Origin of the sequence: Mycobacterium sp. (assembly GCF_035570115.1) — a bacterium.
Taxonomy (GTDB): domain Bacteria; phylum Actinomycetota; class Actinomycetes; order Mycobacteriales; family Mycobacteriaceae; genus Mycobacterium.
In genome coordinates this window covers 1-2,197 of record NZ_DATMLH010000071.1, presented here as the reverse complement: position 1 = coordinate 2,197, position 2,197 = coordinate 1, and the positions used below count along the sequence as shown (strand labels likewise).

Sequence of the window (2,197 nt, the reverse complement as noted above, 5' to 3'; positions counted from 1 at the left end):
CGGGTGGCGTTGATCAGCGAGAACGACCCGCGCGTGTTCGAGGTGCAGTTCGCCTGCATGCGACTTGGCGCACTGTTCGTGCCGCTCAATTGGAGGTTGCACGCCAGCGAGATCCAGGAGATCTGCCTGGACGCCCGGCCCAACGTCATCGTCCACGATGATCAGTGGGCAGAGGTCGCCGTCACCGTTGCCGAGAAAGCCGATATCGCCCAACGCCTTTCCTTCAACCGGCCGCACGACGAGACCGAGTACGAGTCCGCTATCGCGGCGGCCACCCCGTTCCGCGCAACGGGCGCGATCTCAATGGACCAGCCCACTCACATTCTGTACACGTCGGGGACCACCGGGCGGCCAAAAGGCGCCCTGTCCACCAATGCCAACTTGGTGTGGCAGGCCCTCAACACCGCCCACACCACCGGATACTCCCAGCCCGGGTGCCACCAACTCAATCCGATGCCGCTGTTCCACGCGGGCGGCCTGACCGTGATGGCCAATCCGATTCTCTACTTCGGCGGCGCGGTGACGACGATGACCCGCTTCGACCCTGAAAACGTCCTTCGGCATCTGGTTAGCCACGACCCGCCAATCACCCACATCGCCGCCATTCCGTTGCTCTATCAGCGCATGGCCGAGACTCCCGGTTTCGCCGCGGCGGATTTGTCGCACCTACGCCACGGGATCATCGCCGGAGCGATCGCCTCGCCGGAACTCCTCCAGGTGTGGGCCGACCGCGGATTCCCGCTGCAGCCGCAGTACGGCGGGACCGAGATGGGCCCGATGGCAACGGCTCTCGACGACGAGGCGGCGAGCCTCGACCATGCCAAGAGGGGGTCGACGGGTCGCGCCGCGCTGCACACCCAGATAAGGCTGGTCGACGCCACTGGCCGCGACGTCGAGGATGGCGTTACGGGTGAAATCTGGTTGCGGGGCCCGAGCATCACCGTCGGGTATTGGGATCGCGACAACGGCGACTACTTCACGGGGGACGGCTGGTTTCGAACCGGCGATTCGGCTTACCGCGACCAGAACGGCTTCTATTATCCGGTTGGCCGTGTCAAAGAGATGTTCAAGTCCGGCGGGGAAAATATCTACCCAGCCGAAATCGAGCAGGTGCTCTCGCTGCATCCGGACGTGCGTGACGTCGGCGTCGTCGGTATCGCCGACGAGGAATGGGGTGAGGTCGGCTTGGCGGTCGTCGTGGCGGAACCCGGGGTCACCATCACCCTCGAAGAACTGAATACCTTTGCGGCGCAACGGTTGGCGCGCTACAAGCTGCCCAAACGGCTGGCCTTGGTTGACGAACTTCCTCGTAATGTCACCGGCAAGTTGTCCCGCGAGCAACTCAGGTCGAACCATCAGGGCGTCTGACCGTCCGCTCCGCCGGTGCATCGGGCAGGCGAGTACGTGGCGCGACAAACACCATCTCCTGGGCGACGCTCGCCACGAGTTGTCGTGAACGGGAGCGTAATTCGCCGCGGCAGAACGCCCGGTATTCGTGTGCGATGGGTGCGAACTGCTCGAGCAGCAGCCAGTCATCAAGGCGTGCCGGACGGTGCAACCAAACCGAATGATTCAGCGTAGCCCCCAGCAGGGCCGTGTGGCCGACCATGTCATGCCACGCTATTCCGGTGGGAAAGTACACGGGTTCGAACATCGGCATATCCGTCGCGAAGGCCAGGGCCGCGGCATCGGCGCCCGCGATCTGACGCGGGTAGCCAATAGCCTTCAGCCAGAGCCGGTTTCGGGGTGGGGCCACCGAATCGCTCCAGGGCACTTGGTCGACGTACCGCAAGTCGACCGGCCATCGTAGGGCGGCTCCGCTCGGAATGTCGTCACCGTATCGATCCGACAACGATGCCAAGCGCGATGGCAGCGTGTCGGGGTCGGGTAGCGGTTGGACGGGTTCACCGTCGGCCGGTGGCCATTCATGTTCGATCGAGGATGCGTGGTCTCCCGTTGGTGCAGTGTGAAACGACGCGACGCTGGTGGCCAGCATTCGTCCGTTTTGCTGCGCGGTAACGACACGGGTTGACATCGAACGCGAATCACGCACCCAGTTGACGTCGTAGGTGACGGCATGGGTGTCGTCGCCCGGGTGCAAAAACGAGGTGTGCAACGAGTGGGCGACACGGTCGGTATCGACCGTCGCCGCAGCGGCCAGCAGGCTCTGCGCCCCAACCTGGCCACCGTAGAGACG

The 2,197-nt window shown here is 64.2% G+C and carries 2 protein-coding genes; one reads left to right on the top strand and one right to left on the bottom strand.

Translation table 11 applies throughout. The annotated features are described in order from the left end of the window. Positions 1-1,368, top strand: a 1,368-nt coding sequence (locus VNW74_RS05280; RefSeq protein WP_325675548.1) for an AMP-binding protein, incomplete at its 5' end; no start/stop codon positions are given. Here the strand turns inward: VNW74_RS05280 and VNW74_RS05275 are convergent. Then, positions 1,343-2,197 (bottom strand): acyl-CoA thioesterase (locus VNW74_RS05275; protein ID WP_325675547.1); only part of this gene is annotated, 855 nt, incomplete at its 5' end. The two genes, VNW74_RS05280 and VNW74_RS05275, sit on opposite strands and share 26 nt — an antisense overlap.